The 20,443-nt window shown below is 65.5% G+C and carries 19 protein-coding genes; 12 read left to right on the top strand and 7 right to left on the bottom strand.

Annotation, left to right across the window (positions count from 1 at the left end; translation table 11 throughout):
* The first annotated feature begins 73 nt into the window (after window positions 1-73).
* From FHS69_RS08485 to FHS69_RS08475, 3 genes are read left to right on the top strand one after another with little or no spacing between them, the layout of a single operon-like run.
* Window positions 74-1,459: an L-serine ammonia-lyase gene (locus tag FHS69_RS08485; protein WP_166777354.1), complete on the top strand. Its 1,386-nt coding sequence runs from the start codon at window positions 74-76 to the stop codon at window positions 1,457-1,459.
* Window positions 1,453-2,157: a ZIP family metal transporter gene (locus tag FHS69_RS08480; protein WP_166777353.1), complete on the top strand. Its 705-nt coding sequence runs from the start codon at window positions 1,453-1,455 to the stop codon at window positions 2,155-2,157. The genes FHS69_RS08485 and FHS69_RS08480 overlap by 7 nt, the downstream gene beginning before the upstream one ends.
* 32 nt (window positions 2,158-2,189) lie before the next feature.
* Window positions 2,190-3,743, top strand: a complete 1,554-nt coding sequence (locus tag FHS69_RS08475; protein ID WP_166777352.1) for a class I adenylate-forming enzyme family protein — start codon at window positions 2,190-2,192, stop codon at window positions 3,741-3,743.
* A 453-nt stretch (window positions 3,744-4,196) separates the two neighbouring features.
* Here the strand turns inward: FHS69_RS08475 and FHS69_RS08470 are convergent, their stop codons facing one another.
* Window positions 4,197-4,508, bottom strand: a complete 312-nt coding sequence (locus tag FHS69_RS08470; protein ID WP_067465751.1) for a UrcA family protein — start codon at window positions 4,506-4,508, stop codon at window positions 4,197-4,199.
* 213 nt (window positions 4,509-4,721) lie between these two features.
* Here FHS69_RS08470 and guaA point away from each other — a divergent pair, with 213 nt between their 5' ends.
* From guaA to FHS69_RS08450, 4 genes are read left to right on the top strand one after another with little or no spacing between them, the layout of a single operon-like run.
* On the top strand, window positions 4,722-6,296 hold the full coding sequence (gene guaA, locus FHS69_RS08465; protein ID WP_067465753.1) for a glutamine-hydrolyzing GMP synthase: 1,575 nt from the start codon (window positions 4,722-4,724) through the stop codon (window positions 6,294-6,296).
* A complete protein-coding gene (locus tag FHS69_RS13950; protein ID WP_208380272.1) occupies window positions 6,287-7,159 on the top strand; it encodes an EamA family transporter in 873 nt (290 codons plus the stop codon). The genes guaA and FHS69_RS13950 overlap by 10 nt, the downstream gene beginning before the upstream one ends.
* A 2-nt stretch (window positions 7,160-7,161) precedes the next feature.
* On the top strand, window positions 7,162-7,866 hold the full coding sequence (locus FHS69_RS08455) for an endonuclease III (protein ID WP_166777351.1): 705 nt from the start codon (window positions 7,162-7,164) through the stop codon (window positions 7,864-7,866).
* 37 nt (window positions 7,867-7,903) lie between these two features.
* Entirely contained in the window at window positions 7,904-9,196 is a 1,293-nt protein-coding gene (locus tag FHS69_RS08450) for an NRAMP family divalent metal transporter (RefSeq protein ID WP_166777350.1), read from the top strand.
* On the opposite strand, the gene FHS69_RS08445 is transcribed toward FHS69_RS08450, so the two are convergent.
* The 4 genes from FHS69_RS08445 to FHS69_RS08430 all read right to left on the bottom strand — a co-directional run bounded on the left by FHS69_RS08445 (window position 9,193) and on the right by FHS69_RS08430 (window position 12,499).
* Entirely contained in the window at window positions 9,193-10,158 is a 966-nt protein-coding gene (locus FHS69_RS08445; RefSeq protein WP_166777349.1) for an oxidoreductase, read from the bottom strand. The genes FHS69_RS08450 and FHS69_RS08445 overlap by 4 nt on opposite strands.
* A 70-nt stretch (window positions 10,159-10,228) precedes the next feature.
* Entirely contained in the window at window positions 10,229-10,660 is a 432-nt protein-coding gene (locus FHS69_RS08440; protein ID WP_166777348.1) for a hypothetical protein, read from the bottom strand.
* Between the two features lie 58 nt (window positions 10,661-10,718).
* Entirely contained in the window at window positions 10,719-12,140 is a 1,422-nt protein-coding gene (tldD, locus tag FHS69_RS08435; RefSeq protein ID WP_166777347.1) for a metalloprotease TldD, read from the bottom strand.
* 98 nt (window positions 12,141-12,238) lie between these two features.
* Complete coding sequence (locus FHS69_RS08430) at window positions 12,239-12,499, bottom strand: zinc-finger domain-containing protein (protein ID WP_067466167.1); 261 nt, start codon at window positions 12,497-12,499, stop codon at window positions 12,239-12,241.
* An 85-nt stretch (window positions 12,500-12,584) separates the two neighbouring features.
* Between FHS69_RS08430 and FHS69_RS08425 the strand changes: the two genes are divergently transcribed.
* A complete protein-coding gene (locus FHS69_RS08425) occupies window positions 12,585-13,523 on the top strand; it encodes an ABC transporter ATP-binding protein (RefSeq protein WP_166777346.1) in 939 nt (312 codons plus the stop codon).
* A 9-nt stretch (window positions 13,524-13,532) separates the two neighbouring features.
* Here FHS69_RS08425 and FHS69_RS08420 read toward each other — a convergent pair whose 3' ends face one another.
* On the bottom strand, window positions 13,533-13,721 hold the full coding sequence (locus FHS69_RS08420; protein ID WP_067465775.1) for a hypothetical protein: 189 nt from the start codon (window positions 13,719-13,721) through the stop codon (window positions 13,533-13,535).
* Window positions 13,722-13,859: 138 nt separating this feature from the next.
* Between FHS69_RS08420 and nadB the strand changes: the two genes are divergently transcribed.
* Window positions 13,860-15,446 carry an L-aspartate oxidase gene (nadB, locus tag FHS69_RS08415; protein WP_166777345.1) on the top strand — a complete coding sequence of 529 codons (1,587 nt, stop codon included), beginning with the start codon at window positions 13,860-13,862 and terminating at the stop codon, window positions 15,444-15,446.
* 141 nt (window positions 15,447-15,587) lie between these two features.
* Window positions 15,588-16,373, top strand: coding sequence for a GGDEF domain-containing protein (locus tag FHS69_RS08410; protein WP_166777344.1), 786 nt, complete (start codon window positions 15,588-15,590; stop codon window positions 16,371-16,373).
* Window positions 16,374-16,389: 16 nt separating this feature from the next.
* Here the strand turns inward: FHS69_RS08410 and FHS69_RS08405 are convergent, their stop codons facing one another.
* Window positions 16,390-16,722, bottom strand: coding sequence for a PilZ domain-containing protein (locus FHS69_RS08405; protein ID WP_067465784.1), 333 nt, complete (start codon window positions 16,720-16,722; stop codon window positions 16,390-16,392).
* Between the two features lie 269 nt (window positions 16,723-16,991).
* Here FHS69_RS08405 and FHS69_RS08400 point away from each other — a divergent pair, with 269 nt between their 5' ends.
* Entirely contained in the window at window positions 16,992-17,891 is a 900-nt protein-coding gene (locus FHS69_RS08400; RefSeq protein WP_166777343.1) for an alpha/beta fold hydrolase, read from the top strand.
* 473 nt (window positions 17,892-18,364) lie between these two features.
* Window positions 18,365-20,389: a ribonucleoside-diphosphate reductase subunit alpha gene (locus FHS69_RS08395; protein ID WP_166777342.1), complete on the top strand. Its 2,025-nt coding sequence runs from the start codon at window positions 18,365-18,367 to the stop codon at window positions 20,387-20,389.
* The last annotated feature ends 54 nt before the right edge of the window (window positions 20,390-20,443 follow it).

Raw genomic sequence — 20,443 nt, 5'->3', positions numbered from 1 at the left:
CCACAGCTAGCAGGCCTGCCGGTTTCTTTTGCAACCGGTTGATTTCACGGCGGCGAAGGCGCATTCCGCAGCCATGCTATCGGTGCTCGACATCTTCCGCATCGGGATCGGCCCGTCCTCCTCGCACACAGTCGGGCCGATGCGGATTGCGCGGACCTTCGTGCGCGCGCTGCGCAAGGCCGGCAAGCTCGATCGCACGGCGCGGATCACCGTCGAACTGCAGGGTTCGCTTGCATTGACCGGTGTGGGGCATGGCACGGTGGATGCGAGCATGCTCGGGCTGATGGGCTTCGCGCCCGATTCGACCTGCCCGGACGAGGCTGCGGCGGCGCTCGCCACCGTCCGCTCCAGCCACCGGCTGGCGCTCTGGGGCGAGCGCGAGATCGCCTTCGATCCGGGCGCGGACATCGATCTCGCCGGGCACATCATTCCCGAACTGCATCCCAATGGCATGCAGCTTTCCGCATTCGATGGCGCAGGGGCCCGACTGTCGCGGCGGACCTATTATTCGACCGGTGGCGGCTTTGTGGCTTCGGAGGCGCAGCTCACGCGCAAGCCCAAGGGCGACCGGATCAACACGGGCACGCAGGTGCCGCATGATTTCGGATCGGCGGCCGAACTGCTGGCTACCTGCGCGGAAACCGGCCTGTCGATCGCCGAGCTGATTCTCGCCAATGAGGATTCCTTCCGCCAGCGGGCAGACACGCTGGCGGGGATCGACCGGATCGCGGCGGCGATGGACCAATGCATCGACCGCGGGCTCGACCAGCGCGGCATCCTGCCCGGGGGCCTCAAGGTCGCGCGCCGGGCACCCGATTTGTGGGACAAGCTGTCCGCCAATCCGCAATCGAACGAGCGCGAGCAATTGTTCGACTGGCTCAATTGTTACGCCATGGCGGTGAACGAGGAGAACGCCGCGGGTGGGCGCGTGGTCACTGCGCCGACCAATGGCGCGGCGGGGATCATCCCCGCAGTGATTCGCTTCTATTGCGTCACCGCCGAGGAACAGGCCTGCCGCGAGAGCCGGCGCACCTTCCTTTTGACCGCGGGGGCGATCGGCCTGCTCTACAAGCAGCGCGCGAGCATTTCGGGCGCGGAAATGGGCTGTCAGGGCGAAGTCGGCGTGGCCTGCTCGATGGCGGCGGGCGGGCTCGCTGCATTGTGGGGCGCCTCGCCTGCGCAAGTCGCCAGCGCGGCGGAGATCGGCATGGAGCACAATCTCGGGCTGACCTGCGACCCCGTCGGGGGGCTGGTCCAGGTCCCCTGCATCGAACGCAATGCGATCGGTGCGGTGAAGGCGGTCAATGCCGCACGGCTGGCGCTGCACCGTCCCGATACCGATGCGCGGGTCAGCCTCGACCAGGTGATCGAGACTATGCGCCAGACCGGGCTCGACATGTCGAGCAAGTACAAGGAAACCAGCCAGGGCGGACTGGCGGTCAACGTGATCGAATGCTGATGCTGCTGGCCGTGGTGCTGGTGGTGTCGGGGGCCTTGGTCGTCGGCGCCGCATGGGGCATCTACGGCCGGCTGCCCGAACGTGTCGAAGGCTTCCTCGTCGCGCTGGCGGGTGGGGCACTGCTCGTTTCGGTAACCAGCGAACTGATCGAACCGTCTATCGCCAAGGCCAGCGTGTACCATGCCATTGCCGGAGTCGCCGCGGGCGCGGTGACCTTCGCTATCTGCGATTACCTGATCGACGAGAAATGGGGCTCGACCGGTGGGGGCGGGCTGCTCGCGGCAATCACGCTCGACGGGGTCCCCGAAAACCTCGCGCTCGGCGTGGCATTGATCGGCGCGGGCGGAATGGAAGTGGCGGCGCTGGCGGGATCGATCCTGCTTTCCAACCTGCCCGAGGCCGCAGGGGGGGCGCGGGCGATGACAGCGGACGGGCGCTCAAAGGCGCGGGTGATGCTGCTGTGGCTGGCGACCGCAGCAATCCTCTCGCTCGCCGCGATCGTCGGCAATCTCGCGCTTGCCGGCGTGGGTGAGGACGCGCTGGCGGTCATTCGCTGTTTCGCAGCCGGGGCGGTGGTAGCAAGCCTTGCGACCGAGGTCTTTCCGCAAGCTTTTCGCGAAGACAGGCACTGGGCGGGAATCGCCACCGCACTGGGTGTGATCCTCGCATTCTGGCTGGGCAGCCTCGCTGGCGGCTAGACAGGCGCGCACGCCGCGATAGGGTGCCGCACATGGGAGAGATACACAGTGCCGCTCTGACCGAGCCATTCGGCAGCTTTTCGCAGATCATCGCCGACAATGCAGCGCGACTGGGTGACCGGATCGCATTGCGCGACGACGATGTTTCCATCACATGGGCAGAATTTGGCGAGCGGGTCGAGCGGATCGCCGCGCGGCTCAGCGCCGACGGGCTCGAGCGCGGCCAATCGGTCGCCATTCTCGGCTATTCGTCACTGGCCTATGCGCTGGTTTTCCTCGCCGCGGTGCGCGCAGGTGGGGTGGCAGCGCCGCTGACCACCAGCGCCAGCGCCGAACAGCTTGCCGGCATGGCGCGCGATTCGGGCGCGGCGCATATCTTCATCGATCGCGTCAAGCGCGAGGAATTGGGCGCGCATTGCTTCAGCGACATGAGTTGCATCGTGCTCGATGAAGAGCTCGAGCAATGGATGGCACCTGCTGGCAGCACGGCACCTGCGTTCGAGCCGCGGCCGGGCGATCCGTTCAACATCATCTATTCATCGGGCACCACTGGCACACCCAAGGGCATCGTCCATTCGCACCAGATGCGCTGGCGACAGTTCGCGGCGACCGCAGCGAGCTGGCTCGAAAACGGCTTGCCCGTGCGCACGCTGGCTTCGACGCCACTCTATTCGAACACCACCATGGTCGCCTTCCTCCCGGCGCTGCTGGCAGGCGGTACGGTGCGCGTGATGCGCAAATTCGATGTCCTGCGCTGGCTCGAATGGGCGCAGGCGGATGCGGGGACGATCACCATGCTGGTCCCGGTCCAGTATCGGCGACTGATGCAGGAACCGCGCTTCGACGAATTCGACCTGTCCTCGCTGCAGCTGAAATATTGCACTTCGGCGCCTTTCCCCGCCGAGCTCAAGCGCGAGGTGCTCGCGCGGATGCCGGGCGCCTTGATCGAGATCTACTCGATGACCGAAGGGGGCGTGGTGTGCCTGCTTGAAGCGCACAAATTTCCCGACAAGCTGCACACCGTCGGTCGTCCGGCCCCCGGCAGCGAACTGAAGGTGCTCGACGACGGGGATCGCCCCGTCGCTCCCGGCGAGGCAGGCAATCTGATCGGGCGCAGCCAGACGATGATGGCGGGATACAAGAACCAGCCCGACAAGACCCGCGAAGGCTACTGGACCGATCCCGAAACCGGCGAGGTCTGGCAACGCATGGGGGACATCGGCCGCGTCGATGCGGAAGGCTTCGTCGAACTCGTCGGACGTGCGAAGGATATGATCATCTCGGGCGGCTTCAATATCTTCCCGGTCGATCTGGAAGAGGAGCTCGCGAAGGAGGATGACGTGATCGAGGCCGCGGTCATCGGCATGCCCAGCGAGCGCTGGGGGGAAACCCCGGTCGGCTTCGTCACGCTGGCGGAAGGCGCGCGCGATTGCGAAGATATCCGGGCAGCGGTCAATGCGCGGCTAGGCAAGACCCAGCGGCTCGCGCAACTGCATCCGATAACGGAGATGCCCCGCAGCCATATCGGCAAGTTGCTGAAGACCGATCTTCGCGAAGAAGCGGCGCGCCGCGGCGTGCCTGCCTGAAAACGCCGACGATTACCCCGATGCCAGAGACGGGATGGCGCAGCGTTTCGAGACGCGGCACCGACTTCTTGGGGGGAGGGAGAGGAATGTCGGCGGCCGCGTCTCTACTCGCTGCCATATCGCCTCGCCGGTGCGGGGGGCTCGAAGGCCGGCCGCTGGTGGCGAGGAAGGCCAGAAGTAACGGCTGCTTGGGGGGCCGTCGCTTCTGTAACTGATCCGAAACGGGAGTGTCAGGGTTCACCGTCCGGCTGTGAGACTTGTAATAATCTTACCTCGTCGCGAACGAAAGTGAGAAAACTTTGAAACATGTTGCGAATTGCGCAACGCGTTTCGCCAACCGGATCATTGCAAAAATACTGAACCGGCTCGCAACCGCGATTCGTCGCGTCTTCCAGACATGCAAAACCCGGCACCGCCCCGAGGGCGATGCCGGGTCTTCTTTGACCGGTCTGCTCAGCGCGCGCTGGCGAGCGTGGCGGTGGCCTTCTGGCGGATCATCTGCTGGGCCGAAGCAACCAGCGACGCCTTGCAGCGACGATCGTAGGAGAAAGCGTTGACCGACAGCGCGTCGGGATGCGTGCACGCAGCTTCCGCTGCGGCATCGACACGTTCGCGCAGTTCGGCAACCTGCGAAGGGTCGCGCAGGTCGAGGTCGTTGAAGTCGACCGCGATGCTGACTTCGGTGCGCTTCGACATCGCCTGTGCGGGAGCACCCAGCAGGGCGGTTGCAGCGAGGCCGGCGGCGAGAATGTGGTGGAACTTCATGAGCGTCTCCTGGGGAAGGTGTTGTCGCTCTTCAAACATCCATTGTGTTGTTCTCGGGACCGATTGTGCGCTGCACCATTGTTCTTCGCAAGTGCAAAATATGCGCGGTGATGTTGAGCGCCATGCACCAAAGGCGGATCGAACGGCCTTACGTCAGTCGAGGCATGTGCGAATGCTGGACAGAAGCGGCACGCTGGCCTTAACGGGACCACCATGCAGCCAGAACACCTCCCCGACTCCATCCTGATCGTCGATTTCGGCAGCCAGGTCACCCAGCTCATCGCGCGCCGCGTGCGCGAGGCCGGGGTCTATTCCGAGATCGCGCCCTTTACCCAGGCCGAGGAAGCCTTTCACCGGCTCCGGCCCAAGGGCATCATCCTGTCGGGCTCACCGGCAAGCGTGTGCGACGAGGGCAGCCCGCGTGCGCCACAGGTGCTGTTCGACAGCGGCCTGCCGATCCTCGGTATCTGCTACGGTCAGCAGGTCATGACACAGCAGCTCGGCGGACAGGTGCGGCCAGGGCATGAAACGGGTGAGGGCGGCGAGTTCGGGCGCGCCTATCTGACCGTGACCGAACCCTGCGCGCTGTTCGACGGGCTGTGGCAGACCGGCGAGCGCCACCAGGTGTGGATGAGCCATGGTGACAAGGTCACCGAATTCGCGCCCGGTTTCAAGATCGTCGCCACCAGCGACGGTGCGCCCTTCGCGGTCATCGCCGACGAGGAGCGCAAATATTACGGCACGCAGTTCCATCCGGAAGTCGTGCACACGCCCGACGGCGGCAAGCTGCTGGCAAATTTCGTACGCCATGTCTGCGGGCTCGCGGGCGACTGGACCATGGCCGAATTCCGCAAGACCAAGATCGAAGAGATCCGCGCGCAGGTCGGGGACGGCAAGGTTATCTGCGGCCTTTCGGGCGGAGTCGACAGCGCGGTTGCGGCCGTGCTTATCCACGAGGCGATTGGCGACCAGTTGACCTGCGTGTTCGTCGACCACGGGCTGATGCGGATGAACGAGGCGGAGCAGGTCGTCACGCTGTTCCGCGACCATTACAATATCCCGCTCGTCCATGTGAATGCCGAGGAACAGTTCCTCGGCGGGCTGGCCGGTCAGACCGACCCGGAGAAGAAGCGCAAGTTCATCGGCGGCGCCTTCATCGACCTGTTCGAGGCCGAAGCGAAAAAGATCGGCGGTGCCGATTTCCTCGCGCAGGGCACGCTCTATCCCGACGTGATCGAAAGCGTCAGCTTCACCGGCGGGCCCTCGGTCACGATCAAGAGCCATCACAATGTCGGCGGCCTGCCCGAACGCATGAACATGAAGCTGGTCGAACCCTTGCGCGAACTGTTCAAGGACGAGGTGCGCGAACTGGGGCGCGAGCTGGGCCTCCCCGAAATCTTCGTCGGGCGGCATCCCTTCCCCGGGCCGGGTCTCGCCATCCGCATTCCGGGCGAGGTCACCAAGGAACGCTGCGACATCCTGCGCAAGGCCGATGCGATCTATCTCGAAGAGATTCGCAACGCAGGTCTCTACGATGCGATCTGGCAGGCCTTCGCCGTGCTGCTGCCGGTCAAGACCGTCGGCGTGATGGGCGACGGACGCACCTATGACAGCGTCTGCGGATTGCGTGCGGTCACCAGCACCGACGGGATGACGGCGGACGTCTATCCCTTCGACAGCGCTTTCCTCAGCCGGGTCGCGACGCGCATCATCAACGAAGTGCAGGGCATCAACCGCGTGGTCTACGACTATACGTCGAAGCCGCCGGGCACGATCGAGTGGGAATAGGACCCGCGACTTCGTCCCCGTCACCCAGCACGCCCGAAGCCGCACCCCGTTTCGGGGCGGGGCAAGTCGCGCTGCTCGCTGCGCTGGCCATACTCGCCTTTGCCGGCAACTCGATCATCGCCCGCGCGGCTCTTGTGGATGGCGCGATCGATGCCGCCAGCTTCTCGCTGGTCCGTCTCGCGGCAGGCGCACTCGTGCTGGTGCCGCTGCTGGTTCGAAGCGAGGGGCGCTGGAGCCTGTCCGGCGGCGCCAGCCTGTTCGTATATGTCGCTATGTTTTCCTGGGCCTATGTTGAACTGCCCACCGCGACAGGCGCGCTGATCCTGTTCGCGGTCGTGCAGGCAACCATCCTGCTCACCGGGATCGCGCGCGGCGAACGCGTCCGTCTGCTCGGCTGGATCGGGCTGGTGGTGTCGCTCACGGGCCTCGCTGTCCTGCTGGTGCCGCAGGTCGAAAGCGGACGCTTGGGGCCTGCGCTGTTCATGGCCGCCTCGGGGATCGCCTGGGGCGCCTATACGATGATCGGCCGTCGCGCGGCGGCACCTAGCGCGCACACCGCGCGCAGTTTTGCCATCGGCGCGCTGCTGGCGCTGCCGCTCCTCGCGCTGTCCGATCGTATGCCGGGCGTTCACGGGCTCATCCTCGCGGGGCTATCCGGCGCGGTGACCTCGGGGCTTGGCTATGTCGTGTGGAACCGTGTGTCGCCGGCCCTGGGACTGGCCACGCTGGCGACGGTGCAACTCGCCACCCCGCTGGTCGCAGCGCTCGGCGGGGTTGCGCTGCTCGACGAAGCGGTCACCCGCGAACTGGTGGTATCGGGCGCGCTGATCGTCGCAGGGATCGCCATGACCTTGCGGCGCTGACGGTGGAATTGCCGCTTGGCGCAGATCCGCGCACCGCGATACTGCGCCGCCTCCAGGCACTGCTGGTCCAGCGTTTCGGTCATATCGAGCGCGCAGCCGCCGCTTGGCGCCAGCCCGAATGGGTGCTGGTGCAGGGCGTCATCGGTGCGCGGACCAAATCCGAAGTCTCCAACGCGGCGGCCGACCGGCTCTTGCGCAAATGGGGCAGTTGGGAGGCGGTCGCCGAGGCGCCGGTGGAAGCGCTGCAGGCCGAACTGGCGACGCAGACCTATCCGAACATCGCAGCGGAGCGGCTGAAGGCCTGCCTGACCGAGCTCGTCAGCATGCGCGGTGCGGTGGATCTGGCTCATTTGGCAAGGATCGAGACCGGCGCGGCGATGGACTGGCTCGAGCAGCTGCCCGGCGTGGGGCGCAAGATTGCCGCGGGGGTGATGAATGCGAGCACGCTCGATCGCCGCGCGATCGTGCTCGACGGGCACCACACGCGCATCCTGCAACGCATGGGACTGATCCCGCCCAAGGCGAACACCGCGCGCGCTTTCGCCGCGATCATGCCTGCCATGCCCGAAGAATGGTCGGGGGCCGATTACGACGAGCACCACCTGCTGATGAAGAAACTGGGGCAGACCTGGTGTCGCCCCGCCCGGCCGTTGTGCGCCGATTGCGTGGCGCTTTCGCTCTGCGAAACCGGCCGTCGTCGCGCCTGATTGCGGCGCGCGCCAGCTTGCGCCACAAGGGCGGCCCATGAAACGCATCGGTTCGATCCTCCTGTGGTCCGCCATTGCCGCGGCATTCATCGGACCGGGCACGGTCACTGCAGCGGCCAGCGCGGGTGCATCTGCCGGGACCGCGCTGCTGTGGGCGATTCTGTTCTCAGGCGTGGCGACTTTCACTCTGCAGGAATTCGCCGGTCGACTGGCCGTCACCACCGGAGAAGATCTCGCCAGCGTGTTGCGCACGCGCTACCCGATCGGTTTCGCGCGCATCGCCAGCGTTCTGCTGGTCGGGGGAGCGATCCTGCTGGGCTGTGCGGCCTATGAGGCGGGCAATATTCTCGGCGGTGCCGCGGGGGCCATGCTTGCGCTCGATCTCTCGCGCGAAGCCGTGACCGTGATCGTCGCGCTGGCGGCGGGCACGCTGCTGATGGCCGGGTCGCCGCAATTCATTGCGCGGCTGATGGCGGGCTTCGTTGCGCTGATGGGCGTGGGCTTCCTGCTCGTCGCGGTCTCGCTCGCACCCTCGATAGGCGAATTGCTGACGGGGCTGGTGCCCAAACCCGGTTTCGCCGACGATCCGACTTCATTGCTGGCGGTGCTCGCGCTCGTGGGCACCACCGTGGTGCCCTACAATCTGTTCCTCGGCGCGGCCCTCGGGCGTGGCCAGGGGCTGGACGACATGCGCTTCGGCCTGGCCGTATCGGTCGGGATCGGAGTCCTTATTACCGCCGCGATCCTCGTGGTCGGCACAGCGCTCGATGGCGCGTTCTCGTTCGACGCGCTCGGCACTGTGCTCGCGGCAGAGGTCGGTGTCTGGGCACGCACCGGCGCCGGGATCGGACTGTTGGCGGCGGGTATCTCTTCGGCGGTGACCGCGCCCCTCGCAGCGGCACTGACCGCGCGCGGGCTCTTCGGCGATGCCGAAGCCCCTGCCTGGCACGCGCGGGGCTGGCGCTTCCGCGGCGTATGGGGCGGCATCCTGCTGATCGGACTGGGTTTCGGTCTTGCCGATATCCGTCCCGCACCGGCGATCCTCGCCGCGCAGGCGTTCAACGGGGCATTGCTGCCGTTGGTCGCCTTGTTCCTGCTGGCGGCGATGAACGACGTCGAGCGCTTGGGCACACGCGCCAACGGGCTCGTCGCGAATGCTTTCGGACTGCTCGTGATGGGCGTCGCCAGCATGCTCGGCCTTACCGCGCTGGCGCGCGTGATCGCCACCGTCTCTGGCACGGCGCTGCCCGCACCGGGGCTGATGCTGCCGGCATTCGCACTGATCGGCGTTTTCGCCGGGCGCGCGGTGACGCGGCGCGCGCTGCGCTAGGGGCGGAACTCGACGCCTACCATCCGTTCGGAATCCGCCCACAGCCGCTCGGCCAGCGCCTCGTCGCGGATATGCGGCCAATAGCCACCGCTGCGCGGGTTGTCCTGGTCCGCCGCGACCGCGATGTCGCAATCCTCGCAATAGACCCCGCCCATACCTTCGAGCAGCGGCGAGGTGGCGCACCAGACGCTGGTGGCGGCACCTTCCTCGGTCGATTTGAACGCCTCGTGGACATTGCCGTCTTCGTCGTACCAGCCCATTGCGCGTTGCTCGTCCATCGTCAGGTGGCGCTGAAGCGGCGTGGCGATGCCGCCGGGATGCACGGCGAAGGCACGCACGCCATGCGCTTCGCCCAGCTTGTCGAGCTGCAGGGCGAACAATGCATTGGCCGACTTGGCCTGTCCGTAGGCGAGCCATTTGTCATAGTCGCGCCGCTCGAAATGCGGATCGTCGAGATCCAGCCCCGGCAGCCGGTGCCCGATCGAACTCAGCGCCACCACGCGCGCTCCGCCATCGGCAACCAGTAGCGGCCAGAGCCGCGCGGCAAGCTGAAAATGGCCGAGGTGGTTGGTCGCAAATTGCATTTCATAGCCACGCGCGTCGCGCGCCAGCGGGCTGGCCATGATCGCGGCATTGTTCACGAGGATGCCCACGCTCGCTGTGCGCTCGGCAACGGAGTTTGCGAAACTGTCGATTGATTGCGGATCGGAGAGATCGAGCGGCAGAATGGCGATGTCGCCCTCGAATGAGTCCAGAACCTCGCGTGCCTGTGCTTCGCGCCTCGCGCCGACGATGACCTTGGCACCCGCCCCTGCCAGCGCGCGCACGGTCTCGGTTCCGATACCCGAATAGCCGCCTGTCACGACCACGTATCGACCTGCCAGATCGACCTGTTCGGCCACTTCGGACGCGGTCGAACGATAGCCGAAAGGCGAATTCACGGGTGTTTGCGGGCTGGGCATGCGGCTCTCCTTCTCCGGATTGCCGACATGCATGGCATTGTTGTGCGTGACCAGCCCTGGCGGTGGTGAATCAGCCTTCGACGGCGACTTCGCTGTCGACCTTGGTATAGGGAACGAAGTCGTCGAGAAAGATCAGACCGCTGAGGAAACCGGCGGTCCGGTCGACCAGACGGATCTGGTCGCTGCGGCACAGGCTGGTGGAGCTGAAGCGCTTGATCACCATGATCTCGCTGTCGTCGATATCGGCCGGGTTGCGCGTGTAGTTGACCCACACGGTGTCGCCATCGCGATAGGTCAGCGCGGTGCCGTCGATCTGGTTCAGATTGCGGCTGCCGATGGTGCGAATACAGCTACGCGGTTCTCCCGCGACGCGGCCTTCGAGCAGTTCGGCGAGTTCGGCTTCCCCGCGCGTCAGCTCGACTGCCTCGGTCTTTTCCTGCGCCTGTACGGGCGCGGCCAGCAATCCGAATGCGGCGGTGGCTAGGGCAAGGGGCTTGATCATGGCGAGTCTCCTGATGAGAAAGCGGATACTACATCACATTGGCTGAACCTGCGATGAGTCAGGCGGTGCCCCCCACGGTGATCCCGTCGACCAGCAAGGTGGGCTGGCCGACGCCAGCAGGCACGCTCTGCCCGCCCTTGCCGCACATGCCCACGCCTTCATCCAGCGCCATGTCGTTGCCGATGCCGCGTACCTTTGTCAGCACGGTCGGCCCGTCGCCGATCAGTGTCGCACCCTTGATCGGTGCAACGACCTTGCCCTTCTCGACCTTGTAGGCCTCGGTGCAGGCGAAGACGAACTTGCCGCTGACGATATCGACCTGGCCCCCGCCGAAGCTGGTCGCATAGATGCCGTCGTCGACCCGGCTGAGCAATTCTTCGGGATCGTCGCTTCCGTTCTGCATGAAGGTGTTGGTCATGCGCGGCATAGGCGCATGTTCGTAGGACTGACGGCGGCCGTTGCCGGTCGGTTCGACGCCCATCAGCCGGGCGTTGAGGCGATCCTGCATGTAACCCTTCAGAATGCCGTCCTCGATCAGCACCGTCTCGCGCGTCGGCGTGCCTTCGTCGTCGATGCTGAGCGAACCACGCCGGTCGACGATGCTTCCGTCATCGACCACCGTGACACCCGGAGCGGCGACCCGTTCGCCGATGCGGCCCGAAAAGGCGCTGGTGCCCTTGCGGTTGAAATCGCCCTCGAGCCCGTGGCCGACCGCTTCGTGCAACAGCACGCCGGGCCAACCCGGCCCAAGCAATACGGTCTTTTCGCCCGCGGGGGCCTCCACGCTTTCCAGATTGACCATTGCCTGCCGGACGGCCTCGTCGACTGCGCGCATCCAGTGCCCCTCGTCGAACAGGTCGTCGTAGAGATAGCGGCCGCCGAAGCCGAAGCTGCCGGTTTCGCGGCGGCCGTTGACTTCGGCCACGATGCTGACGTTGAGCCGCACCAGCGGGCGGATGTCGCGGGCGGTAAAGCCGTCGGCACGGATGATGTCGATCGCGCTCCAGCTGCCAGAAAGACTGGCGCTGACCTGCGCGACGCGCGGGTCCTTGGCGCGTGCCACCGCGTCGATTTTCTCGAGCAGCGCGACCTTTTCGGCGAAGGGCACGAGGTCGAGCGGGCTCGCATCGGTGTAGAGATGCCGGTTTGTACGCTCGGGCGGGGCCGCATGCGGTGACGTGGTCGCATCGAGCAATTGCAGCGTCTCGCCCGCGCGCGCGATGGCCCCGGCGCTGATTTCATTGGCATGGGCAAAGCCGGTGGTCTCGCCGGAGACACCGCGCAGGCCGAAGCCCGAATCGCGGCTGTAATCGGCGGTCTTGAGCCGTCCGTCGTCAAAGGCGAAGCTCTCGCTCGCCATGAATTGCAGGTACAGTTCGCCATCGTCGCAGGCGCCCAGCAAGCGCGTCGTCAGCGCCTTGGCTTCCTCGGGATCGAGCTGGGTGTAGAGCAGGGCGTGCGGATCGTTTGCTGGCGTCATGCACAGCTATGTAGGGATTGCGTCGTCCCAGCGAAAGCCGGGTTCGCCAATCCGGTCGCGATGTTGCCCGGAGACCCCGACCTCCGCCGGGAAGACGGTCACGGGTGACCCGGATCCGCGCCTTCGGAAATGTCCATCAGCTGCGACTGGTCGACGCCGTCCGCAGGCCCGCCCTCGAGAACGAAACGACGGTCGCAATAACCGCAATCGACATAGCCGTGCTCGTCGATCTCGAGATAGACCTTGGGATGGCCGAGCGCCGCGGCACGGTAGTTCTTGCCGGTGCGGATATCGGTCGCGCCATCGCACCACACGCGCCGGGTGGTGACCTTGGAGATTTCGGGAGGAGGCAGGCTCATGGGAGAGGTCCGATAATGGGTGCGATGCCGCTGCGCAAGGATTCGCAGCTTGTCGCCCTGCAGCTGGCCCCCTAGGTCACCAGCCATGAACACCCCACCCGCGATCCGTATCGACAATCTGGTCAAGGAATATGCCTCGCCCGGCCCCGGCGAACCGCCCAAGCTGGCGCTGAAGGGCGTCAGCTTCGACGTGCCGCAGGGCGGGATTTTCGGACTGCTGGGCCCGAATGGCGCGGGCAAGTCGACGCTGATCAACATCCTCGCCGGGCTGGTGCGCAAGTCGGGCGGCAATGCCGAGATCTGGGGCTTCGATACCGATGCGAACCCGCGCAATGCCAAGCGCTCGATCGGGATCGTCCCGCAGGAAATCGTCTTCGATCCCTTCTTCACCCCCTTCGAGGTGCTGGAGAACCAGGCGGGGTTCTACGGCATTCCCAAGGGCGAGCGGCGCAGCGAGGAACTGCTCAAGGCGGTGCATCTGTGGGACAAGCGCGATGCCTATGCGCGCACGCTTTCGGGCGGCATGAAGCGCCGCCTGCTGATCGCCAAGGCGATGGTCCATTCACCGCCGATTCTCGTGCTCGACGAGCCTACGGCGGGGGTCGACGTGGAACTGCGCCGCCAGCTGTGGGAACTGGTGACCGAGCTCAACCGCGAGGGCGTCACCGTGGTGCTCACCACGCACTATCTCGAGGAAGCCGAGCAATTGTGCGACCGTATCGCAATCATCAACCATGGCGAACTGATCGCCGACAAGCCGACCCGCGAACTGGTCGGCATGGCGCGCGAGAAAATCGTAGCAGTGACGGTCGACAAGGATCTGACGGGCCCGATCGAGGAGCCCGTTTTCACCAAGGCCGAGGTCATCGAACCGCGCCGTCTGGAGATCACCTATGACCGCGACAAGGCGAGCGCTGGACAGGTGCTCGCGCTCGTCCAGTCGCGCGGCTATGCGATCGAGGATGTCACCACGCGCGAAGCGGATCTGGAAGACGTCTTCGTCCAGCTGACCGGCGCGGGCTAAGCCAGCGGTTTAAAGGAAGGCGCGCGGCCCGAGGCCCGCATCGCGGACTTTCTGCACTGCCCAGCTATGCGGTTCGACCTCTTCCATCGGCGCCTTGCAATTGCGGCACCGGCCGACCCGTTGCCCGCTCACGCGCGTTACATTCGCGCTGTCCACGCTGTGCCGGCCGATGGCGCAGGCGATACGTCCCATATTCATGATCTCGCGACCCTTCCAAACCCGTTGTTTTGTCCCCTGCCGATTCGCGCCCTAGTGCGACTGGTGGCTGACAATAACCTTGCTGCGCCGAATCGTTCCTTGCTTGCCGCGTAGTGATTGCGTCGGCATGACGCGCCCATGACAGACACCCCTCACGACGTCCTCGTCATCGGTTCGGGCGCCGCCGGTCTGACCGCCGCGCTGGCGCTGGCCGAAACGAAGAAGGTGCTGGTGCTGGCGAAGGGCCGGCTCGACAGCGGATCCACCGCCTGGGCGCAGGGCGGGATCGCCGCCGTGCTCGACGCGGGCGACACGTTCGACAACCATATTCGCGACACCATGGTCGCGGGTGCGGGGCTCAACGATCGCGAGACGGTCGAATTCGTGATCGAGCGCGCGCCTGCCTCGATCGACCGGTTGTGCGAATTGGGCGTCCCCTTCAACCGCACCGAGGGGGATCTCCACCTGACGCGCGAAGGAGGGCATTCGCATCGCCGCATCGTGCATGTGAACGATGCCACCGGCTGGGCGGTGCAGGCCGCGCTGCTCAAGGCGGCGGAAGAAAATCCCAACATCACGCTGCTCCCGGGACAGAGCTGTGTCGATTTGATCACCGGGCGCAACCAGGTCGATTACTCGGGATCGGGCCGTGTATGGGGCGCCTACGCGCTCGACGAGGCGAGCGGCAAGGTCGTGGCGCATGTCGCGCGGGCCACCGTGCTCGCCGCGGGGGGCGCGGGGCGCGTCTATCTGTTCTCGACCGCGCCGCGCGGCGCGACGGGCGACGGCATCGCGATGGCATGGCGTGCGGGTGCGCGCGTCTCCAATATGGAAATGATGCAGTTCCACCCGACCTGCCTCTACAATCTCGAGGTCAAGAACTTCCTCATCACCGAGGCGGTGCGTGGCGAGGGCGGGCGGTTGTACAACCCGGCGACGGGCGAACGCTACATGGAGCAGTACGACCCCGAGCGGATGGAACTCGCCCCGCGCGATATCGTCGCGCGTGCGAATGACGACCAGATCAAGCGGCACGGCCTCGACTATGTCCATCTCGACATCAGCCACCAGCCACCCGAATTCGTGGCAGAGCATTTTCCGACCATTCACGAAAAGCTGCTCGGGCTCGGGATCGACATGACCAGGGGGCCGATCCCCGTGGTGCCCGCGCAGCATTATACTTGCGGGGGGGTGAAGATCGGGCTTGATGCGAAAACCGACCTGCCCGGGCTGTGGGCGGCGGGCGAATGCACCGAAAGCGGTCTGCACGGCGCCAACCGCCTCGCGTCCAACTCGCTGCTCGAATGCTTCGTCTTCGGCGAAGCGGCGGCCAAGGACATCCTCGAATGCTGGGATCGGCTCGACGATCCCCCCGCGATCCTGCCGTGGGACGAGAGCCGCGTGACCGATTCGGACGAGGAAGTCGTCATCAAGCAGAACTGGACCGAGATCCGTCGCTTCATGTGGAACTATGTCGGGATCGTGCGCACCACCAAGCGGCTCGAACGCGCAGCGCATCGCATCCGCCTGCTGCGCGAAGAGGTGGAGGATTATTACGGCCATTTCCGCGTGACCACCGACCTGATCGAATTGCGCAACCTGCTCGAATGCGCCGACCTGATCGTGCAGAGCGCACTGCGGCGGCACGAAAGCCGCGGGCTCCATTACATTACCGATTTTCCCGAAACCGCTACGGAAGCGCGCGATACGGTGCTGGTGCCCTAGCGTTTCGCGTCCGCTGCCCGGAAACGGCCGGAAACAAGTTGCGCGCTCGGCAATTGTGACCCGCATACGCATCGCAAAAGGGTCTCAATGCGACTTTACCGGGCAACCGCTTTCCTTTTCCCGCGGCATTACACCGTCCGGATGTTCCTGCTCTGCTTCCTGGCGGTGCATATGCCGTTGCTCGCCTTCCTCGGCTTCGAAGTTACGCGCGGCGCTTGGCATTGGCAGACCTTCGCCGTGCTGCTCGGGGCCACCGTCGTGGGCAGCGCCTTCGCCATCGCCGCGCTGGCCGGCCTGCTGGTCCCGGTAGCGGTGGCGACGCGCGGTTTGCGTGCGCTGCGCGACGGGCAGCAGATGCAAGACATCCCCGCGGGCGGGCCCGACATGGCGGGCGAATTGCTCGAATCGGTCGCGCATGCGCTGCGTTCGACCAGTGCGCGGCTCGACGAGCTCAAGGGGCTCGCGCTGACCGATCCGCTGACCGGCCTGCTCAACCGCCGTGGATTCGTCGAACAGCTCGAGCAATTGCCCACCGGCGCGGGGACGCTGGCGCTGCTTGATGGCGACCGGTTCAAGCAGGTCAACGACCGCCTCGGTCACGCCGAGGGCGACCGGGTGCTGCGCGCACTGGCCGACCGGCTGCGCGATCGCCTGCGCAAGCAGGACATGGCCGCACGCTGGGGCGGCGACGAATTCGTCATCCTGCTGCGCGATACCGACGAGCAGGAAGCGCGCGCCATCGTGAAGCGGGTCCAGCTGTCGCTGCGACGCCGTCCGATCGCGCGGCTCGACGGGCGCCCGGTCAATTTCAGCGTCGGCTTCGCGCCGCTGTCGGGGGAAACGATGGAAGCGGTGACCGAAGCGGTCAAAGCCGCCGATGCGGAAATGTATGCGACCAAGCGCGGGGACACTTTGCAGCCGTCCTGACGGCGCGACCGACCCGTCAGCCGCGCGGGGTGCCCAGGCTGGCAAGTGTCCAGTCGTTGCGCAGCATCCAGTCGTCGAGCGCGTAATGCGCCACCACCTTCGGGCTGATCGGCTCGAGAAAGAAAATCCCGATGCTTTCGCCCAGCTGCCAGGCGACTTCGCCCAGCGCGACATGACCCGGCAGCAGCGCGACTTCGGCGGGCGTGCCGACTTCGGCAACGATGTCGTGGCATTCGACCATGCAGCCCGAGGGCGAAAGATTGCGCATCGAGCAACGCAGCCCGACACCGCCAATGGTGATGCGCAGGTCGTCCAGCGCCAGGCTGCGTCGCTCGCTGCGTCGTTCCATCGTCTTTCCCTCGCTAGCCCGGTCCGGCAGGGCGCCGGCGCGGATCAGACCGGTTGAGGATAGGCGGTGCCGGCTTTCCCCCGGATGAAGCCGCGAATCGCCCGGTGCCCTCCCCGGTGTGCTTGGCCGGATCATGGCACCACCGCGCGAAACGCAATTGTATGGTCGCGTCATGCCGCCGCACGCCGCCCGCGGCGCGATTCGCGCTGGACAAGATTCGCGCAATCGGTTGAGGTCGGTCGAGCGGAAATTCGGGGAGGAAAAGGCGAATGCCCAAGACGACGGCCAACGGGATCGAAATCCATTACGAGGAACAGGGCGATCCGGCTGCGCCCGCGATGCTGCTGATCATGGGCTTCGGGGCGCAGCTGACGCTGTGGCCCGACGAACTGGTCGAGGCGCTGGCTGCGCAGGGTTTCCGCGTGATCCGTTACGACAATCGCGATGTCGGGTTGAGCCAGAAGTTCGACGGGGTGAAAGCCCCCGGCCTCGTCAAGATGACGCTGCTGTCGAAGATCGGCTTCACGCCCAAGGTGCCCTATACGCTGGCCGACATGGCCGACGATGGCGTCGGCTTGCTCGACGCGCTCGGTATCGAGCGAGCGCACATCGTCGGGGCGAGCATGGGCGGGATGATTGCGCAGCACGTCGCGGCGCGACACCCCGACCGCTGCCTTTCGCTGACCACTGTTTTCTCGACCACGGGCAACCCGAAGTTGCCGCCCGCGCGGCCCGAGGCGATGAAAGCGCTGATCACCCGGCCCGACAGCACCGAAGAGGGCGTGCTGGTCGAGCACGGGATGATGCTGGCGCGCACGATCGGTTCGCCCGGCTATCCGGATCCCGAGGACCGGCTCCGCGAACGCACGCTGGCCAGCGTGCGGCGCAGTTTCTATCCCGAAGGGCCCACGCGGCATCTCTCCGCGATCGTGGCCGATGGAGACCGGCGCGCGATGCTGCGCGACATCGCCGTGCCGACGCTGGTGCTGCATGGCGAGGACGACCCGCTGGTGCCCTGTGAAGGCGGCCGCGATACGGCGGCCTCGATTCCTGGCGCAAAGCTCAAGACGATCCCCGGCTGGGGGCACGACCTGCCGCTCGAACTGGTGGACGAACTCGCTGGCGCGATCGGCGAACATGCGCGGCAAAGCGGCGGCGGCAAGGGTTAACGCCTCGATTTCCCGATTCCAAAATTGCGCGGGCGGATTCGATTGAATCGCAAGCCGGACCGATCATTTTTGCCCGCAAAATTTTTTTCCCGGATTCATTTTGCCCCTTGCGCGTCCGGCGAGTCCAGCTTGGTCCACGCGTCGCGGCGTTGCAGCGATCTAAGGCACCTGCCTCCAGCTACCCGGTGCGACCCGAATAAGCGATTGCCCCCCTTGCGTCGGACTCGGCGCTGATTCACTATCTAGTGGTCGGACTGCCAGGGGGACCCACAAGACCTAGCTTTCGAAGGCATGCTCCCCATATCGGGAACGCCCTTCGCCAGCGCAGGATTGTGGGGAGAATGTGGATATATTCCCACCCCGCGGCGGCTCGAAATTGCTAGGCAGGGCACAGGCCTCGCCGACTCGAACACAAGCGGAACGCGCAGGGTCGCTGGCGACCCTGTCAGGCATTTAGGACGGTGGGGCTGACGATGGATTTCAAGAGCGGGGACGACACGGCGATGGCATTGGATATCGACACGCAGGACGACATTGCCGCCGAACCGGCCACACAGACGAAGGCAGTCGCAATGGACAAGACGGACAAGGGCAGCGACGAACTGGTGCAGGATGCGGCAGGCCAGGCACTGGCTGGCGCGGTCGCCAGCGCCGCGGCCGCTTCCGCCAAGGAAGACAGCAAGAAGGTGCTCGATCGCCGTTTCGACGTGAAGATCGACGAAAGCCGCGATGCGCTGCTGACCGAATTCGGCAAGGAAACGCTGACCGATCGTTACCTGCTCCCGGGCGAGAAGTACCAGGACCTGTTCGCGCGCGTGGCCGATTATTTCGCCGACGATGCCGACCATGCGCAGCGGCTGTACGATTACATTTCGAACCTGTGGTTCATGCCCGCTACGCCGGTGTTGTCGAATGGCGGCACCACGCGCGGCCTGCCGATTTCGTGCTACCTCAACAGCGTGTCGGACAGCCTCGACGGCATCGTCAACACCTGGAATGAGAATGTCTGGCTGGCGTCGAAGGGCGGCGGCATCGGCACCTATTGGGGCAACGTCCGCGGTATTGGCGAGCCGGTCGGCCTGAACGGCAAGACCAGCGGGATCATTCCCTTCGTGCGCGTGATGGACAGCCTGACGCTGGCGATCAGCCAGGGCAGCCTACGTCGGGGTTCGGCCGCCTGCTACATCGACGTGTCGCACCCGGAAATCGAGGAATTCCTCGAAATCCGCAAGCCGAGTGGCGACTTCAACCGCAAGGCGCTCAACCTGCACCACGGCGTGCTGCTGACCGACGCCTTCATGGAAGCGGTGCGCGCGGGCGAGGAGTTTGATCTCGTTTCGCCGCGCGACGGCAGCGTGCGCAAGACGGTCGACGCGCGCAGCCTGTTCCAGAAGCTGGTCGAAACCCGGCTGGCGACGGGCGAGCCCTATATCGTTTTCTCGGACACGGTGAACCGGATGATGCCCAAGCATCACCGCGAACTGGGCCTCAAGGTGTCGACCTCGAACCTGTGCGCCGAAATCACCCTGCCGACCGGCGTGGACCATCTCGGCAACGATCGCACCGCGGTCTGCTGCCTCTCCTCGCTCAACCTCGAGAAGTGGGACGAGTGGAATGGCGACAAGCAGTTCATCGAGGACGTGATGCGCTTTCTCGACAACGTCCTGCAGGACTATATCGACCGCGCACCCGACGAGATGGCGCGGGCGAAATATTCGGCCATGCGCGAACGCAGCGTCGGCATGGGCGTGATGGGCTTCCACTCCTTCCTGCAGAGCAAGGGCATCGGCTTCGAAAGCCCGATGGCCAAGGTGTGGAATCTCAAGATGTTCAAGCATGTCAGCGCCAAGGCGGAAGAGGCCTCGCTGGTGCTGGCGCAGGAACGCGGGCCGTGCCCCGACGCGGCCGAAACCGGCGCGATGGAACGCTTCAGCTGCAAGATGGCGATCGCGCCCACCGCGTCGATCAGCATCATCTGCGGCGGCACCAGCGCCTGCATCGAACCGATCCCGGCCAACATCTACACGCACAAGACGCTGTCCGGGTCGTTCATCGTCAAGAACCCCTATCTCGAGAAGATCCTCGACAAGAAGAGCAAGAACTCGACCAATGTCTGGAACTCGATCCTCGAGAAGGGCGGCAGCGTCCAGCACCTCGATTTCCTGACCGAGGAAGAGAAGGCCGCGTTCAAGACCAGCTTCGAAATCGACCAGCGCTGGCTGCTCGAATTCGCCGCCGATCGCGCGCCCTTCATCGATCAGGCGCAGTCGCTCAACCTGTTCATCCCCGCCGACGTCGACAAGTGGGACCTGATGATGCTGCACTTCCAGGCATGGGAGAAGGGCATCAAGTCGCTCTACTACCTGCGTTCGAAGAGCGTGCAGCGCGCGGGCTTCGCTGGCGGCGTGGAAGCGGACAACACCGCCGATGCGGCCAAGTATGAACTGGCCGCGGGCGGCGAGCAGACCGATTACGAGGAATGCCTCGCCTGCCAGTAAGGCAAGCCTGACAAACCAAAGGCCCCGCGCTCCCTGATGGAACGCGGGGCCTTT

The sequence above is a fragment of the Qipengyuania flava genome (assembly GCF_011762005.1).
GTDB classification, from domain to species: domain Bacteria; phylum Pseudomonadota; class Alphaproteobacteria; order Sphingomonadales; family Sphingomonadaceae; genus Qipengyuania; species Qipengyuania flava.
Note: the sequence above shows the minus strand (reverse complement) of the source record. Positions and strands in the feature narration are given on the sequence as shown.